Source organism: Candidatus Propionivibrio aalborgensis (assembly GCF_900089945.1).
GTDB lineage: Bacteria > Pseudomonadota > Gammaproteobacteria > Burkholderiales > Rhodocyclaceae > Propionivibrio > Propionivibrio aalborgensis.
The window spans coordinates 1-13815 of sequence record NZ_FLQY01000364.1; the positions used below are offsets into that span (position 1 = coordinate 1).

Here is a 13815-nt window from a genome sequence, read left to right on the forward strand (position 1 = left end):
TTGACTGATGCCATTGTTTTCACCTATTAAAAGTCATGCGTTTGTAAATCTTGTTTGCTCTTGAGCCTTTGCCTTTCAGTGCGGCCTGTTAATCATGTGCGCGTGACAGAGGATCGCAATAGGGTACGGTAGCGGCGGCTTCTCGCCGTAGTGCTTTTCGTACCAAGCGCCGTGCATGTGCGACAGGAACAGCTTGACGGCGTATCGCCTGGATCGTGCGTCGATCTGGCCGGGAGGAAGCTTGCCATCGACAAGGCTTTTGTATGCCTCGGTCGTCTTGCCTATCTTCTTGATAATTTCGGCGGAAATTTCCTTGTTGTCTCCGCGCTCGTTACGTTCAATCTCGAAGGCTTTGCGCTGGCGATAGATAGCGCCGTAATAGCAATCCTCACGGCCGGCGAACTTCATAAACGACTGCCCGGCTTTCCAGCACAATGTTTTAAGCGTGGCATTCCACGGGCGGCGCTGACCCTTCTCCCATTTCTGCGTCGGATCAAGCCCGGCAAATCGCCAGATATGCCCGACTGTAGGCGCTTTCTCAATGTCGATGTGCGCAAGCAGTCCAGCAGATATTACCGGGCCGATACCGACGACTTCACGCATCCATGAACCCATGTAGTGCGCCTCGGTGTATTTATCCAGAGCGCGCTTGACCTGATGTTCAAGCATTTGCGACTGGTCGGCCAGCCAGTTGATGATCTTGTTGTCGCTGACAGAGTGTGCTTCGTCTGCATTCTGCTCGACTGCGCGGGCCTGGTTATGAGCGCGCTTCCTGTCCTCTTGCATCATGTAATAGGCGTCGACTAGATAGCGCGCTTCGTCATCCGACAAAGTAGCGGCATCGCTGACAATATTCCTGCTCATTCTTTCAAGCGTTTGCGGTTGCATTTTATAACTCCTGGTGGTTAGCGTTCATACTATATGGTTCTCTCTCGTTTTGTGACTCGTTCCGACCAATTGGTTCTCTCGTTTCATGTGACTCGTTCTACCAGTGTGGTTCTCTCGTTACTTCTGACTCGTTCGCGTTGCATGGTTCTATCTTTCAGCTTGACTCGTTCTACCAGTGTGGTTCTCTCGTTATTTCTGACTCGTTCCACGAATATGGTTCTATCGGGGGCTTTGACTCGTTCGACGTTTGAAACCACTATTTGATTTGTAGTGACTGTGACCGCGCAAGGTGGCACCCTTCGACTTCTATTCCTGATTGAATTGCCTTCTTGATTAGAACTTTGTCAGGCTCGTATTTTGCGGGGATCATCCGCATAAAACCTTCCGGTATCTGACTGTCTGCGTCGACAACTACTGACTCTTGGTTGTTGCGAACGGACAGGACGAACCACGGCGATTCGATCTTGGTCTTCCCGGTTGAAATCATGGCATTCAGCAAATAATCCTTCATGCGCTTTATTTTTGAATCCCTCGTTGCGCGCCGTTTTGCAATTGATTCTTCCGCCGCCTTCATGGCTTCCGATTCCGCTTCCATGTTGCGGATAAAGAACCCGACATTGGTGCACTTTTGAACCAGGTCGCCAGACATGCCTTCTAGCGTGTCGGCAATTGTCTGTTCGTCGAAGTCGGAATCGTTCAGTTTTTCCGCAATTTCACGGTATTCTGCTGCGATGTCGTAAAGTGAGTTCATGATGATTTCCTTTTCGCTTCAAGCGCTTTGATTGCCGATGGGTATTGCAGCAGCGGCATGTCTTCAATCGCGTTCAGCTTGCAATACTTCAAAAAGGCGTCTTTGTCCGCCTTTACCTCGTCAATAAGCGCGGTGATGTTGGCAATGTGCGCAGCGGTTATCATGTCTGGCCCTTTGTCGTCATCGCTTACGTGCAACTCCCCTTTGTGCCACAGGTCCAAAGCGGCGCCAAAGCGCATGGCGGCGTTTCTGAGCGCGTCTCCTATTCGCTCCTTCATCGCGTTGCCTCCTGTCTTATCAGGGGCGTCTCCGTAACCAAGGCGTGTAACTCCGCATACAGTCAAGCGAATCCATATCCCGCCGTCTTTGTCGATAATCGGCGTGCCGTCTTGATTTGCTGCAGCAAACTCCCAATTCCACGCTGAGTCGGCTTCAAGCAGGCGGTCGGTCAGCGCCGCGTGTCCGACGTAATCTAAGTGGACGACATCGGGGTGGTGCCACTGTCCGCACTCTTTGCAGCGAATACCAGCCTTGAAGTTCGCCTTGACTTCTTCCGTTTGCCTCTTTGTTGGCTTCGGAAGTCGGCTTATCTGGTGCGCCGGGAATGGGACGCGAAGCAATGCAAGCCCGGTTGGTGTTACTTTTTCGCTCATGCCGTCCTCCTACGTTAAAGTTCAACAATTTTTGGCTCTGGATAAAACTCGTTAATCTTTATCCCCGCGTGATGCGCCAGCAGCGCAAGCTCTTCACAATCAAGAACGTCAACCAGCTTGCACAGAATGTCGCAGAGTTTTTCGTGCTGTTCGGCGTTAGTCATATCAACCACCTACCAGTAAGTAGGCCAGCACCACGACAGCGATCACGTAACCGACTGCAATATCATCGTTATCCCCAAGCCGGTCGTCGTTGCTCAGGCTGGCCGCAGCCGGAACGCTGAACCCTTCGCGGCGCAATTGAATGTAGCGGATGAATCTCATGATTTAACCTCCGAAAAGTGCAGCATTGTTTTGTCGATGCCAAAAGCGGACTTGATCGCTGTTGATGCGTTCTTTCTCATTGCCGCCTCCTGTTCCTGGTGGATGATGCACTCTTCAAGCGGAATCGGGCTAGAGTGTTCATCCATGTCAAGCGCCTTGTTGTAATCGATGCATCGTGGCCTAACGTAGCTGTTATTCCACCAGTAGCAACTCGCGCAGGTTTTCATTTGGCTAACCTCCACCGGGTCTTGTTGCCAACCCCTATACGCTCGACCGTTCCGGCCTTCTCCATTGTGTACATATGCTTAAAAAGCTTGCAACGGTTGCTCCCTACCATATCGGCCAGCGCGCTAATAGAAACCGCCGTTGCTGTTGGTCCGTTCAGCGCCTCAAGTATCGAAGCGCGGATCTCGACTCTGGCCTGTTCGCGTCGGTTGAGGTAGTCCTGCAACTTCGTTGACGCTACAACGGGCTTTGGCTTTGCCCTGGACTTCCTGATCCTTCCCTTGCTCCGCTCTTTCCCTGCGTCCGAACAGCTTTTGCAGGATTTGCCTATGTCTCCGTTCTGCTTGATCGCCATTCCTTCTTCTGCGAAGGCGCCACCGCACACGTTGCAGATGCGCAGGCCGTCATCTGGCTGCTTGCCGTCCATGTCATGCGGCCTAACATAGTCGGCGCCAGAAGGCGGCAACGGATGCGGGGCAGGGTAGAGGATGGCTTCAATGTTCATTATGCGAATGCTCAAAAATGGGTTAGTACAGGCTTCTTAGATACCAATCTCACGCCACTTGTTTGGTGCGCGCTTAAAATCGTTCCGGGCACTCCCCCCGGCGGCGCTGAGCGCTTGAGCGTCTATTCCGCTAGTCAGGTCGCCTTCCACGTGATAACTCGAAGTCTTCTCACCGTGCGCTCCGTGTCTCTCCACTCGTCGCGGGGCTTTCGTTCTCCCGTCACGCTGGCCGATTTACCACGCCAGTCCGGTTTGCTCGGTCGTTGAGTGCGAGGCCGACCGCATGTGCCTCTTGCTGCTAGGTGTTGCCCGGTTCGCATGGGATCGCCAGCCCCATTTGCGTTACTTTTTCCGAAAGACTCGCCAAAGTCTTTCGCGGCCCCTTGGCAGGGTTAGTACCGAAGTACTTGAAAGGAGGCCCCGCCAAGCGCACGAACCGTCTGATGCTATGAGCCAAAACCAACTGCAACTTCACTTGCCCTGCTACACCCGCCTCAAATCACTCTCGCTTAGCCCCCTATCCTCGGTGAGTGGTGGGCCACGACTGGCGGCGCTGTTCTGCCGTTACTCGCTTGCTCTGTGATTCGTGTTTCGTGATGCGTTAAGTAGAATTATAAGGATGCATATATCAAAGTCAATACGAAAATGGAATTTTGTATGATTATTTTTCTACAGTCGAAAATGCGGGTAGTGTCTCAGTTTGAAACCGTCCGGGCCTAACAAAACACACTGGGCTATCTAAAGCCATGGTTAACTCGTTGTTAACAAAAGGCTTTATTGCGTCCAATTCTAAAAATACACGAAAATTTAACCCATGGGTACTAGCTTGTCCGCCAAACCCAATAGCAGTTTGCATTCCACGTCCAGAGAGGACTCTTGCCCCGTCTTCAAGAACGTAACACTCAACAAACACTTCACCAATTTTAGTGTTTTCTGAATCTGCTTGACTTGATTATCACTATGCGTATAATTAACGCCAACATGAATAAAACAACTGCACGCGAACTTCTGCAATCACTGGTAGACCTAGATTTGACTCAAAAGCAAATAGAGGCGGGAGCGGGGATAAACCAACCATCGATAAGCCGAATCCTTAATGGATCGCAGGCCGACGTGTCGTATGCGGCTGGAAAACGGCTTGAGGCGTTTGTTGCGCAAATGACAAGCATAGACAAACAGGCCGCGTAAATGCTCAAAGGCGAGAACAAAGACAACGCAGCGACGGTGGAGTAATGGCTGCGCTCCCATACATGCAACTTTATGTTGCCGACTACCTTGCAGATACAGCGCATTTGAACGCCGCACAGCACGGCGCATACCTGTTGCTCATTTTTAATTATTGGCAGCGCGGTAAGCCGCTGAACAATTCCAACGAACGTTTAACAAACGTTGCACGCATGACCAAGGAAGAGTGGGCAGACGCTAAACCAATCCTTAGCGAGTTCTTTGAAATAGTTGGAGACGAGTGGATTCATTGGCGAATTGAGCGTGATTTACTTGCTGTAAATTCAAAATCTGGAAAGGCCAGCGAGGCAGGAAAGGCTTCAGCAGCAAGGCGTGCAGAGATAAAGGCACAAAAGGAACTAACGAACGTTGAACGAACGTTGAACCATACAGATACAGATACAGATACAGATACAGAGTTAACTACAAAGACTAAGCGCGCTCCGCGCTTCGATCCCCAAAAGTATCTTGTCGAATTGGGGGTTTCTCCCGATCTGGCTACCGACTGGATTGAACACCGAAAATCCGTCAAAGCAAAACCATCAAAAACCGCAATCGATGGCATATCGAAAGAGGCAGAGAAAGCGCAAATGTCGCTCTCTGACGCGCTTCGTGAAAGCTGTTCGCGGGGCTGGCGCGGATTCAAAGCCGAGTGGATGGAGAACAAAACGCAGAACGCAAGGGCTTCTCCTTCCGGCCAAAGCTGGCATGACCGGCAAGCCGAAACTATTGCAATCTTGACAGGTAGGAACAAGCCGAATGAATCAGAACGTGACATTACCGGAGAGGCAAGGCGTGTCGCATAACGCGCTTCCTGATAGTTGGATTGATCGGATATTCATGCAGATGTCCGTGCTGTACGGCTCAAAGCTCAGCGGCCTGTGGTCAGGATCGAACCTTGAAGACGTAAAGCGCGGATGGGCTGAAAAACTTGGCGGCTTCCGCGAAATGCCCGGAGCGATCAAAGAGGCGCTAGACGCTTTGGATAGCAAGCCCTACCCACCTACCTTGCCGGAGTTCATCGCGCTGTGCAGGGAAGCCGCGAGACGGCACCAATGGCATGTCAAAGCGATTGATTACAAGCCGACAGCCGAAGAGCAGGAAAGGGCGAACGAAACCATCCAGAAGGTGGCGAAAAACATTTCCACGGCAGACAGCCGCGATCATCTGGCCTGGGCGAAGAATCCAAAGTCGCAAATCGCACTTGATGCGGTTGTCTCCGCAGCAAAAGCCGATGTACGCCTGCGCGAAATCCTTGCCGAGTTGGTCGCTAGCGGCAAGTGTTCTGATTCTTACAAACTGAGGACGGCATGACTAACGCAGAAATCAGCCCGACGCGCAAAGCGGGTTGAGAACAAGCGCCGCCTCATTAGGTCGCGGCTGGATTGACGGGTTATGGGTCTGGAAACTACGGAGAAAAACATGCAGATTGAAAAGGAACTACAGAACATTCAGGACAACCTGCGGCGGATACATGCAGCCTACGATGACAAGGGCGAGGACTTGAGCGCATGGCCGTTGAAGGCTACAGACACCATTGATCGGCTAGGAATTGCGCTGCGCATCAAGACGGAAGAACACCAGTGCTGCACAGAGGATTTGATGGCGCTGCGCAATAACGAGCAAGATGGCTGGAAAGAAGCCGCGATCGCGTGGGAGGTGTGCTCCTCGATCCACAACGAGTGGGCGAAAGGGAAAGATGCGCTGTACTCGACGCGGCATGAGGACTTTGTAAAGCACGCTGACGATGCACGGAAGAAACTGACACATAACGCCGCCATGAGCGGTGAGCCGAAGGCGAGTCCGCTCGATGGTACAGTTAGAACTGAGGATTGACATGAGCTACACGCTGACCGAAACCGGCAAGGTGCTGACGGAAACGCAGGAGGGCATAACGATGCCTGCCGATTACAGTTTTGCCACGGTGAATGATTACGTGCATGGGATGGAAGTGCATTTTGAGGACTTGCAGGCGCTGTGCCTCGGCATGGCTGACCACATCGACAAACTGCGGCGCGGAGAGTTTATCTGCCAGCGGTGCGGGTTGCGGAAGGACTCGGAGCGGAGCACGGAGCATGAGTTCTAACGCTGGCGTAACCGGCAGCGGCGAGAAGATTTAACCACGAAGCACGGCGGCATTTCCGCTGTCCGTGTTGACGCAAATGTTAGGGGTGGACATGGAACCGTTTGAAGTTTCGTACACAACGACAGGGCGAAGCGGAAAGAAAGCGCGAAACGTTATTTGCGTTCTATGCCCGACGGTATTGGCGCAACGCCTCGGTATGGCACAGCCGATATTTGTTTCGCTCGGAGACGTGGTTGTAGATTGGAACGCGCCGCAAAGCGAAGGGTATCGGGCCATGTTCGACACCTCTAACGCCTAGCTTAACCGGCGGGCGGGCAGTTTCGCCCGTCCGCGTTGAAGCGCCTGTTGGGCGCAAATGATTGGAGATTTGATGACGCCGAGAGAACCAACTATTGAACTTCATGGCCCAGCTGCAACGCATGACCAGCGCTGCGCTGTCATGTCCGGCGAAAGTGCCGTGCTGGACTTGGATACCGGGGTGTTCCTGCCGTGCTGGAAAGCGCAGGCAGAGGGCTGGCATCTGGTGCAGGCTAGGACGTGGTGGCAAAGGTTGGCACTGCGAGTGCTGACGCCCAACGCCTAGCTAACCGGCGCAGGCGGCCTTATCGCCTGCGTCCGCGTTGAGCGACGTGTTAGGCCTTGGAGACATAGCGATGAAATGCGAACACTGCGGACAGCCAGCAATGCGCGGCTTCTGGATTTGCAAACGATGTTGGGAAATATTTGGAGATGACGAATGACATACCCACTTGGAAAAGACCCGCTAGAAGGAAAGCCCTGTGAGACGTGCTCGGACTATGCGACAAACTGCGCCGTAGGATGCCACAGAGAAGGCGACGGACACGATAGCGATTGCGCGACACACGATGCACCAGCATACCCGAAGGGGGAATGTGATTGTTCAGTGCAGGACGACGCAACGCAATACAACCCTTGGCGCGCGCATATTTACGCCGTCATGGAAGGAGGAAGTTACTTTGGCGCACAGGACTGGAATGATCTATTGGCCTACATGGACGGCGAGCACAAGAAAATCATAAACCTGGACGATCAAGTGAAGCAACTCAGCTCGATGGTAAGGCAGTACGAGACTGCGTTGAGAATAAAAAATGAAGAACACTGCTGCTGCGCAGAAGATTTACTTGAAGCAAGGAAAGACACTGAGCGCCTTGAGTGGTTGATGCACCACGTAAGTGGCGCGGAATTTCGCAGGCTTGGCGTGACCTACGGCGGTAACTGCGGGCGCGACAGAATAGACGCAGCGATGAAAGTCGGCGCTGGCGACACGGCGGCTGACGACGAAGAGCCGGAATGGCAAAACGCCGTACAGGCTGCTTTCGGCGGCATTGTGCAGACGCCACAAGGATGAGGCATAACGCTAAATAGGCGTCATGACGCAATGTTTTGCGTCAAATCGAGTAATTTACTCGGGTATTGTTTGAGATGACCACAAATCAGAAAACAGAAAGGCCGCGAACTGGAAGAAGACATGAGTACAAGCACAAACTTTGCAACTGAGCACGAGATTGAGTTTATCCGCTCGCTCGGAACGAACCACGAATCGAAAATACCAAAGTACAAGCTGCTGCAAAACTACATCACGGCAAGCAGGAAGCGCGTTGATTGGGGAGCTATCAACAAGTGGAAAGCGGTCGGGTTTGCGTGTGAAGAGTTGGACCGTGAAAGGGGCATGGCGTGAATCAAGACCAATCCATAGCCGCCTCAGAAATCCACGCCGAGCGTGTCGGCATCTGCATGGATAGCGGTATCAGCGAAGCGGACGCCGAAGCGCAGGGCCGGAAAGAGCGTGAGCGGTACATACGCAGCCTGGACGTGCGCTACGTGCTGGATATGCCGTTTGGCGAGCGCAGGGGCTATCTGGACCGGATGGAAGTGATGAAGGGCAAGCCGTATGTTGATGTGATCAAGTCCGACATACAAACGGCGTGGCTGAGAAAGAAGAATGCCGGACATTGTTGAAGACCTTGCGCGCTACCTGCAACACCGCTGGAAAGGATGGACAAAAGCTGAGAGCGAAGAGTGCTACAGGTTGTGGAAGAAAGTATACGGGCAAGTGATTGCGGACAAGATTAGGGAAAAAGTGGAGGGTGGGAAATGATTTCAACGGTAACGCCGGGCTGGTTTTGGGTGCTGTATCTGGTGCTGCTGCTGTCTGCGGTGGCTTGTGCGTGGTGGCGGTGGTGAAAGAAAAAGAGAAGCAGCCCCTACCTAACCCCGGTTCGCCGGAGGCAATAAAGCGCGGGTGTAAATGCCCGGTACTTGATAACGGCCACGGCAAGGGCAATCACCTGGACGAGAACGGGAAACCGCTGTTCTGGTATTCGATGGAGTGTGGATTGCATTGGATCAGTCCGTGAAGAAACTCGTTCTAACCGGCAACGTAGCCAAAGAGGCGGCGATTAAGTACGTCAAGGCCGCGCCGTTGGGCTATGTGTTCCAGATAGGAGAGCCAAAGCGCAAGGATATTCAAAACGACAAGTTCCATGCTCAGATCGGAGATATAGCCAAGCATTGTGAGTTTATGGGTGAGAAGTGGGGCATTGAAGACTGGAAACGCCTGCTAGTTGATGCGTTTGCCAAAGCAATGGTCGAGGCCGGAACCCCGCTCAGGCGAGGGGGGCGCGTTGTTCCAAGTCTCGACGGTGGCGGAGTTGTGCAGCTTGGAATACAGACACGCGATTTTCGTGTGAAAGAGGCGGCAGAGTTTATCGAGTATCTATACGCCTGGGGCGCACACAAAGGGGTCGTGTGGAGTGACGAGACAGAACGGAAGGCTACGTGATGCAGAGCAAGAACAAAAAGCCAATGACGCGCTTCGAGCGCGCCCACGTTGAGCAAGTGAAGGCGCTGCCTTGTGCGGTATGTGGAACGGAGAAAGAGGGCAGGGAGGCGCACGAAATGAAGCAAGGGCTTTATTTCATCGTAATTCCGCTTTGCCCGGATTGCCATCGTGGACATCGAAATGGGTGGCATGGGCAGAAAGCAATGTGGAACGTCATGAAGAAAACCGAGGAGCTGTGTCTGCATGAGACGCTGACTAAACTTTACGGTGGAGCGGTATGTTGAAATGCAAAGTTAAAACACCAGAAGATGCGCTGGTATATATGGCCGATTGCACTCTTGCTACGGTTTCCTCAATGGCGAGCAAAAAAAGTCGGTCTGAATATGATTTTGACCGTCAGATTTCTATAGCACAAACAGCAATTGACTGGATTGTTGAAATGGATGTTGTATATACAGGACGCGTGCAACAAGCCATTAGCGCAGGTGGTGCTAGAGAATGGTCGAAGAAGTTTATGCCTGGTCCAAATACAGACAAGCTGTACCGAGCAATGTATGAAGTGTAGACGGTGCAACGGAACGGGGTGGGCGAGCGCGGCGAAAGACGCGGGCATGTCGAGCGTGCCTGATCATCTAAAGCCGATAGGTGTATATCGTTGTTATGGGTGCGACGGAACCGGGAAGATTGGATTTGAAGGCGGAATCGTGTTTAAGAAGTTTGATAACGGGAAGTTGAATGGGGGTGAGAATGGAAGAAAATATTGACCAGTTTTTGGTACATGAGGCGCTTGATAGGTGCCACGTCATACACTGCTTGCTTAGCGACCACTTGGTCAATCATCCGTTTGTTCAACAAGACGAAGAGGTGCTAAGGCTTCTGTGTGCTGCGAGTGATGCTATTTGTGTCGCTTACCAGATGATTGGCAATTGCCACCAAAAATGAGCTGTAAGCAATGGAGGCGAAAAAGATGAGCATAAAAGAGTGCGGCCTGTGTAAGTTTTGGGAAGAGATTGATGAAACAGACGGACTGGATGGAGACTGTCATAGATACCCTCCTAGACAGCTTGGTTTTGGTGTCCCGTACAACGAGCTTAGCAACGGCGACCATTTTGGATTCCCGGTGACTTGTAATAATGATTGGTGCGGTGAATTTGCCAGGCGCTCTAGTGATTTGAAATTGATATGAGCGGAAAACGATCACGCACCAAGGGCGCGGTAGGCCAAACAGCAGTCAAGAACATGCTTCTTGATCGTGACTGGAGGGTAGCGCAACTCACCGCAGGGGTGAAGTCAGAGGACATTCTGGCGATTGACCCAAGCGGAAAGGAATGGTCGGTCGAGGTAAAGAACTGCGCTTCGATTCTACCTGCACATAAAAAGCAGGCAATGGAGCAGGCAGAGAAGCGCGGCAGGCCGTGGATGCTGGTGTCGAAGCTGTCAGGAACAAGTTCGTGGGTTGTGCAACGGCAAGGCGTCTTGCCTGATATTTGGAGGTAGTGATTATGTTGGATAAAAAATTGCTGGAAATGCTGATAGAACGACAGAAACAACACCAAAGAAACCTAGCGAACACAGAGGGTCGGGCAGTGCAAGAAAACGAAGGGTCGGAAATAGCAAATGTCGTGGATGACCTAGCTTCAGATATAGGCGATCTTGGGGTAATGCTGGAAGAGCTGCGCGAACGGCTTGCGCCAATTCGGATTGTTGGCGAAGAGGTTGAAAGACTCGGCTATGCGAGTCCTGGTTATGGCTCCGAACTTGGCGAAAAGCTAGGGCAGCTACTGGCCAAGGAAAAGGCGCTGTGTGCGTTGGTGGATTCGTTGCTGCGCGAGCTGGCGATTTAACGATGAAACCACAATCAACCAAACTTCGAGACATCAAGCGCAGGGCAGCGCGTGCGCTGAAGCCACTTAGCAACACATGCCCGTCGTCTCGGCTGGTGTATTCAATGGCTCTCGGCTTGTCGCGAGGAGAGCAGTTAGAAATTGACTTCGACCCAAGGCTTTGCGCTGGCGCGATGCTGACCGTTCTCGAAGACTTGTGGAAGGCACGGGCAAGGCTTGCAGAGATTGACCGGGAAAACGCCAAAGTATGGTGGCTGGTGCTATGAGCGAAGTGATGACATTGCGCGATAAGTTTGCGGTGGCTGTTCTTCCTGCAATTTATTTAGACAAGGAACTTAAATTTTTGTGCGAAGAGTGTGCGCTAGATGAGGCGTGGTTAATAGTTAGCAACCGGGCCTATCAGATAGCTGACGCAATGCTGATTGCGCGCCAGAAGGGCGCACAGAAATGACAGCAAACGCTCTAATTAACCCGGAGCGCTGGAAAGAGCGGCTTAAACAAGCCAAAACGCGGGCGCGACTAAAGACGATAGCCGATGACGGATTCACGGCGCATGACCTGGGTTCGTATCAAACTCGAATCAAGTGGAAATGCATGATGAATTTGCATATCACCGGCGAGGCAAAGGAAACGTACCTGTCCGAGACAGACTGGCCGTTGTGTAGCGGGAATATGCACTATGTCTGCGCCAGCACCGGGCTGATCTTCAACAAGGAGACAGGTAGAGAAGTCAGGTATTCAACCGTCTTGCTTGACCTGAAGACGGTGGAGAAAACGTATATATCCAAAACCGCGTTTCTGAAGTGGTTGCAAAAGGCAAAAGAGCGGATTGATGAATGGCGCGACTTCTCAATCAGCAAGCCGGGGCCAAAGACCAAAGAGCAAAAAGCGGCCCAGGCAGCGCGTGACGAGGAATTTGAATATGAGTGATTCTGTTTTCGCCAGTCAGGCTAATTTTCTACGGCAGAAGAACAAAGAATTGCGTGAGGACGTTGAGTCTCGCATTGCGCTTTCAGAGCATTTTATGTTTGATGGGTTTCAAGCGGGCGCAGAGGCGGCGAAGAAAGAACTGATTGCAATGCTAAAAATCTGTGACAGGCGGGAGGCAGAGCTTTGTAAGGTTGCTAGTGACTGATACGCCCCTAATCCGCAGGGAAGTAACAGCAGATCGCGGCCCGTTGCACATCAGCACGGACGAGATTTACACAGCGATATGCAATATTAAAGGGGAGAGCTTTACAGTCAGGGAGATAGCGAACGTCATCCAGCGAAAGCGAAGATGCGTTCAGAAGCAGCGCATAGCCAATGCTGTGAAAACAGGCGTGTCGTGGCTCGTAGCGCGTGAGGCGGTCGAAGTGTCCGGGAGTCTTCGCGTCAGATCACGCAAACAGCCAAAACTGTTTTATCTGGTGACAACGTACAAGCTTACCCGGCATCCAGTAGTCGCGGATTTTACTCTGCTTTATAAAGCGCTAGGCTTGAATCCGTCACACGGAATCGCTATCAAAGAGGCGGGAAGGTGATATTGTGTTTCACATCAGAATAGGAAAGTGCGCGAGAGCGTTTCACCAACAACCTAAAACAATTGCGGCGCGCATATCAATGTATCTCAGAGGATGGAGAGACTTCGGGCTTGGCGGTTGGTGGAGCAAGCCAAGCCGGAATCAGAGCAACGTCGACTTAACCGGATAGCAGCGGCTTTATCGCAATCCGTATCCCTTCGCTGACATTACCACCACCTAGCTTGTCAGCCGCTCTAGTGTATATATCCAATCTTTTTGTGCTCAGGCGAAAAGACCCGCTTTTAAGCGGAAGTTGAAATGCTGGCTTTATGCGTAAACTCTATCCATGTTCAAAAGTGGATAGATTGGTAAAACGTGTCAGGTCCGAGAAAAGATTTAGATTGGGAGGCGATAGAGCGCGATTATTGCTCAGGGCAGTTCACTGACCGGCAGATCGCCGCGCGCAACGGAACCACGCACGCCACGGTTGGCAACAGAGCCAAGGCCGAAAAGTGGACGAAGGATTTAAGCGCGAAAATTCATGCGTCGGCAAGAGCGAAACTATCCAAGTCGCTCCTGACCAAAGAACTATCCAAAAACAAGAAAGAAGCTGACCGGGAACTGGTCGAGGTTAGCTCAAATGCGGTCACTGAGCTAATCCTTTCGCACCGCAAAGACATACGCCGTAGCCGGGAGCTATCAAAGCTGATGCTGGCGGAAATGGAGGCGCAGTGCGAGAACCCGGCAGATTTTCAGAAGCTGGGCGAACTTCTCAAGGGCGACAACACGGCTGAAATCAACAAGCTATTCCAGCGCGTTATCAGCCTGCCAGGCCGTATAGACGGCGCGAAGAAGCTGGCCGAGACGCTGAAACTGTTGGTCAGCATGGAGCGCGAGGCGTTTAACGTCGATGACGAACAGCCGGCGAACACCGACTTATCCTCTGAATCAGTAGCAGAACTACGGCGCTTGAAAGCAGCCCTTGAACGCGATTGACAAGCGCACCCGCG

At 52.2% G+C, this 13815-nt stretch carries 25 protein-coding genes; 18 read left to right on the top strand and 7 right to left on the bottom strand.

Annotation, left to right across the window (positions count from 1 at the left end; all coding sequences use genetic code 11):
* Window positions 1–75: 75 nt before the first annotated feature.
* The 7 genes from tas to PROAA_RS15590 form a co-directional block, all read right to left on the bottom strand.
* Window positions 76–888, bottom strand: coding sequence for a TIGR-Tas system RNA-guided endonuclease (gene tas / locus PROAA_RS15560; protein WP_186412219.1), 813 nt, complete (start codon window positions 886–888; stop codon window positions 76–78).
* Window positions 889–1144: 256 nt separating this feature from the next.
* The gene (locus PROAA_RS15565; RefSeq protein WP_186412220.1) at window positions 1145–1639 is read right to left on the bottom strand and encodes a siphovirus Gp157 family protein; all 495 of its coding nucleotides are present in this window, start codon (window positions 1637–1639) and stop codon (window positions 1145–1147) included.
* On the bottom strand, window positions 1636–2292 hold the full coding sequence (locus tag PROAA_RS15570) for a hypothetical protein (protein WP_186412221.1): 657 nt from the start codon (window positions 2290–2292) through the stop codon (window positions 1636–1638). Before PROAA_RS15570 ends, PROAA_RS15565 begins: the two co-directional genes overlap by 4 nt.
* Before the next feature lie 14 nt (window positions 2293–2306).
* On the bottom strand, window positions 2307–2456 hold the full coding sequence (locus tag PROAA_RS15575; protein WP_186412222.1) for a hypothetical protein: 150 nt from the start codon (window positions 2454–2456) through the stop codon (window positions 2307–2309).
* 1 nt (window position 2457) lies between these two features.
* Window positions 2458–2616: a hypothetical protein gene (locus PROAA_RS15580; protein WP_186412223.1), complete on the bottom strand. Its 159-nt coding sequence runs from the start codon at window positions 2614–2616 to the stop codon at window positions 2458–2460.
* The gene (locus PROAA_RS15585; protein WP_186412224.1) at window positions 2613–2843 is read right to left on the bottom strand and encodes a hypothetical protein; all 231 of its coding nucleotides are present in this window, start codon (window positions 2841–2843) and stop codon (window positions 2613–2615) included. Before PROAA_RS15585 ends, PROAA_RS15580 begins: the two co-directional genes overlap by 4 nt.
* The gene (locus PROAA_RS15590) at window positions 2840–3268 is read right to left on the bottom strand and encodes a hypothetical protein (RefSeq protein ID WP_222102307.1); all 429 of its coding nucleotides are present in this window, start codon (window positions 3266–3268) and stop codon (window positions 2840–2842) included. Before PROAA_RS15590 ends, PROAA_RS15585 begins: the two co-directional genes overlap by 4 nt.
* A 1310-nt stretch (window positions 3269–4578) precedes the next feature.
* Between PROAA_RS15590 and PROAA_RS15595 the strand changes: the two genes are divergently transcribed.
* From PROAA_RS15595 to PROAA_RS15685, 18 genes are all read left to right on the top strand, one after another.
* Window positions 4579–5376: a YdaU family protein gene (locus PROAA_RS15595; RefSeq protein WP_186412226.1), complete on the top strand. Its 798-nt coding sequence runs from the start codon at window positions 4579–4581 to the stop codon at window positions 5374–5376.
* A 34-nt stretch (window positions 5377–5410) separates the two neighbouring features.
* Window positions 5411–5884, top strand: coding sequence for a hypothetical protein (locus PROAA_RS15600; RefSeq protein ID WP_186412227.1), 474 nt, complete (start codon window positions 5411–5413; stop codon window positions 5882–5884).
* A 108-nt stretch (window positions 5885–5992) separates the two neighbouring features.
* Window positions 5993–6406 carry a hypothetical protein gene (locus PROAA_RS15605; protein ID WP_186412228.1) on the top strand — a complete coding sequence of 138 codons (414 nt, stop codon included), beginning with the start codon at window positions 5993–5995 and terminating at the stop codon, window positions 6404–6406.
* A gap of 1 nt (window position 6407) precedes the next feature.
* A complete protein-coding gene (locus tag PROAA_RS15610) occupies window positions 6408–6656 on the top strand; it encodes a hypothetical protein (protein WP_186412229.1) in 249 nt (82 codons plus the stop codon).
* 904 nt (window positions 6657–7560) lie between these two features.
* Window positions 7561–8025 carry a hypothetical protein gene (locus PROAA_RS15620; protein WP_186412231.1) on the top strand — a complete coding sequence of 155 codons (465 nt, stop codon included), beginning with the start codon at window positions 7561–7563 and terminating at the stop codon, window positions 8023–8025.
* 120 nt (window positions 8026–8145) lie between these two features.
* Window positions 8146–8355, top strand: a complete 210-nt coding sequence (locus PROAA_RS15625) for a hypothetical protein (RefSeq protein ID WP_186412232.1) — start codon at window positions 8146–8148, stop codon at window positions 8353–8355.
* The gene (locus PROAA_RS15630; RefSeq protein WP_186412233.1) at window positions 8352–8636 is read left to right on the top strand and encodes a hypothetical protein; all 285 of its coding nucleotides are present in this window, start codon (window positions 8352–8354) and stop codon (window positions 8634–8636) included. The genes PROAA_RS15625 and PROAA_RS15630 overlap by 4 nt, the downstream gene beginning before the upstream one ends.
* A gap of 128 nt (window positions 8637–8764) precedes the next feature.
* On the top strand, window positions 8765–9034 hold the full coding sequence (locus PROAA_RS15635) for a hypothetical protein (RefSeq protein WP_186412234.1): 270 nt from the start codon (window positions 8765–8767) through the stop codon (window positions 9032–9034).
* Complete coding sequence (locus PROAA_RS15640; protein ID WP_186412235.1) at window positions 9031–9459, top strand: recombination protein NinB; 429 nt, start codon at window positions 9031–9033, stop codon at window positions 9457–9459. The genes PROAA_RS15635 and PROAA_RS15640 overlap by 4 nt, the downstream gene beginning before the upstream one ends.
* Window positions 9459–9743 (top strand): hypothetical protein, encoded by a 285-nt coding sequence (locus PROAA_RS15645; RefSeq protein WP_186412236.1) that lies wholly within the window; start codon window positions 9459–9461, stop codon window positions 9741–9743. Before PROAA_RS15640 ends, PROAA_RS15645 begins: the two co-directional genes overlap by 1 nt.
* Window positions 9740–10024 (top strand): hypothetical protein, encoded by a 285-nt coding sequence (locus PROAA_RS15650; RefSeq protein WP_222102308.1) that lies wholly within the window; start codon window positions 9740–9742, stop codon window positions 10022–10024. The genes PROAA_RS15645 and PROAA_RS15650 overlap by 4 nt, the downstream gene beginning before the upstream one ends.
* 617 nt (window positions 10025–10641) lie before the next feature.
* Window positions 10642–10956, top strand: coding sequence for a hypothetical protein (locus PROAA_RS15655; RefSeq protein ID WP_186412238.1), 315 nt, complete (start codon window positions 10642–10644; stop codon window positions 10954–10956).
* Between the two features lie 5 nt (window positions 10957–10961).
* Window positions 10962–11303: a hypothetical protein gene (locus tag PROAA_RS15660; protein WP_186412239.1), complete on the top strand. Its 342-nt coding sequence runs from the start codon at window positions 10962–10964 to the stop codon at window positions 11301–11303.
* A 2-nt stretch (window positions 11304–11305) separates the two neighbouring features.
* Window positions 11306–11569 carry a hypothetical protein gene (locus PROAA_RS15665; protein ID WP_186412240.1) on the top strand — a complete coding sequence of 88 codons (264 nt, stop codon included), beginning with the start codon at window positions 11306–11308 and terminating at the stop codon, window positions 11567–11569.
* Window positions 11566–11754 carry a hypothetical protein gene (locus PROAA_RS15670; protein WP_186412241.1) on the top strand — a complete coding sequence of 63 codons (189 nt, stop codon included), beginning with the start codon at window positions 11566–11568 and terminating at the stop codon, window positions 11752–11754. The genes PROAA_RS15665 and PROAA_RS15670 overlap by 4 nt, the downstream gene beginning before the upstream one ends.
* Before the next feature lie 146 nt (window positions 11755–11900).
* Window positions 11901–12233, top strand: a complete 333-nt coding sequence (locus PROAA_RS15675; RefSeq protein WP_222102309.1) for a hypothetical protein — start codon at window positions 11901–11903, stop codon at window positions 12231–12233.
* On the top strand, window positions 12226–12438 hold the full coding sequence (locus tag PROAA_RS15680) for a hypothetical protein (RefSeq protein WP_186412243.1): 213 nt from the start codon (window positions 12226–12228) through the stop codon (window positions 12436–12438). The genes PROAA_RS15675 and PROAA_RS15680 overlap by 8 nt, the downstream gene beginning before the upstream one ends.
* 742 nt (window positions 12439–13180) lie before the next feature.
* A complete protein-coding gene (locus PROAA_RS15685) occupies window positions 13181–13801 on the top strand; it encodes a hypothetical protein (protein ID WP_186412244.1) in 621 nt (206 codons plus the stop codon).
* Window positions 13802–13815 lie beyond the last annotated feature (14 nt).

Excerpts from the sequence above, each read along its gene's own strand:
- PROAA_RS15655 (WP_186412238.1), top strand. The coding sequence starts at position 10,642 with ATGAGCGGAAAACGATCACGCACCAAGGGCGCGGTAGGCCAAACAGCA.
- PROAA_RS15665 (WP_186412240.1), top strand. The coding sequence starts at position 11,306 with ATGAAACCACAATCAACCAAACTTCGAGACATCAAGCGCAGGGCAGCG.
- PROAA_RS15645 (WP_186412236.1), top strand. The coding sequence starts at position 9,459 with ATGCAGAGCAAGAACAAAAAGCCAATGACGCGCTTCGAGCGCGCCCAC.
- PROAA_RS15670 (WP_186412241.1), top strand. The coding sequence starts at position 11,566 with ATGAGCGAAGTGATGACATTGCGCGATAAGTTTGCGGTGGCTGTTCTT.
- PROAA_RS15625 (WP_186412232.1), top strand. The coding sequence starts at position 8,146 with ATGAGTACAAGCACAAACTTTGCAACTGAGCACGAGATTGAGTTTATC.
- tas (WP_186412219.1), bottom strand. The coding sequence starts at position 888 with ATGCAACCGCAAACGCTTGAAAGAATGAGCAGGAATATTGTCAGCGAT.
- PROAA_RS15590 (WP_222102307.1), bottom strand. The coding sequence starts at position 3,268 with ATGGACGGCAAGCAGCCAGATGACGGCCTGCGCATCTGCAACGTGTGC.
- PROAA_RS15660 (WP_186412239.1), top strand. The coding sequence starts at position 10,962 with ATGTTGGATAAAAAATTGCTGGAAATGCTGATAGAACGACAGAAACAA.
- PROAA_RS15610 (WP_186412229.1), top strand. The coding sequence starts at position 6,408 with ATGAGCTACACGCTGACCGAAACCGGCAAGGTGCTGACGGAAACGCAG.
- PROAA_RS15605 (WP_186412228.1), top strand. The coding sequence starts at position 5,993 with ATGCAGATTGAAAAGGAACTACAGAACATTCAGGACAACCTGCGGCGG.
- PROAA_RS15680 (WP_186412243.1), top strand. The coding sequence starts at position 12,226 with ATGAGTGATTCTGTTTTCGCCAGTCAGGCTAATTTTCTACGGCAGAAG.
- PROAA_RS15565 (WP_186412220.1), bottom strand. The coding sequence starts at position 1,639 with ATGAACTCACTTTACGACATCGCAGCAGAATACCGTGAAATTGCGGAA.
- PROAA_RS15675 (WP_222102309.1), top strand. The coding sequence starts at position 11,901 with ATGAATTTGCATATCACCGGCGAGGCAAAGGAAACGTACCTGTCCGAG.
- PROAA_RS15575 (WP_186412222.1), bottom strand. The coding sequence starts at position 2,456 with ATGACTAACGCCGAACAGCACGAAAAACTCTGCGACATTCTGTGCAAG.
- PROAA_RS15585 (WP_186412224.1), bottom strand. The coding sequence starts at position 2,843 with ATGAAAACCTGCGCGAGTTGCTACTGGTGGAATAACAGCTACGTTAGG.
- PROAA_RS15580 (WP_186412223.1), bottom strand. The coding sequence starts at position 2,616 with ATGAGATTCATCCGCTACATTCAATTGCGCCGCGAAGGGTTCAGCGTT.
- PROAA_RS15600 (WP_186412227.1), top strand. The coding sequence starts at position 5,411 with ATGCAGATGTCCGTGCTGTACGGCTCAAAGCTCAGCGGCCTGTGGTCA.
- PROAA_RS15570 (WP_186412221.1), bottom strand. The coding sequence starts at position 2,292 with ATGAGCGAAAAAGTAACACCAACCGGGCTTGCATTGCTTCGCGTCCCA.
- PROAA_RS15595 (WP_186412226.1), top strand. The coding sequence starts at position 4,579 with ATGGCTGCGCTCCCATACATGCAACTTTATGTTGCCGACTACCTTGCA.